The 501-nt window shown below is 48.9% G+C and carries 1 protein-coding gene; it reads right to left on the minus strand.

The window, feature by feature from the left end:
• A partial coding sequence (locus R7Q46_RS30720; protein WP_318078782.1) for an efflux RND transporter permease subunit occupies positions 1-501 on the minus strand: 501 nt, incomplete at both ends.

Consider the following 501-nt stretch of genomic DNA (forward strand, 5'->3'; position numbering starts at 1 on the left):
AGCCGTTGAACATCGCGACTAAAATGATCACCATGATCAGCATTGCTTTTGGTTGCTGCTTCATGATGTCGGTGACCGCTTTGTCTTCATCGTAATATTCTCCACCCCATTCCATGCTGTAACCCGCCGGAAGTTGGATAGCTTCAACCTGATCTTTAATGGCATTTCTTACATTTGCTGGTGTGGAGTCTCGGCTCACACCCGCTTGAACCGTGATGGTTTTCACGCGGTCTCGTCGCCAAATCATGCTCTCTTCGGTGACCAGTTCGAATCCATCCACCACTTGACCAAGTGGAACGCTGTTAAAGCCAAGTAGAGAGCGCACAGGTAGCGTTTCTAGTGACGCCATGTTTTGTGATGTGCCACGTAACTGAATTGGAATCAGCTCATCATTCAGGTTCATTTGTCCGAGCGGCATGCCGTCTGATGCGCGTTTTAGCGCGAAAGCGAAATCGGCGCGGTTAATTCCTGCTTGACGCATTTTGTCTTGGTTTAGAATCG

This window comes from Vibrio sp. 811, from assembly GCF_033339195.1.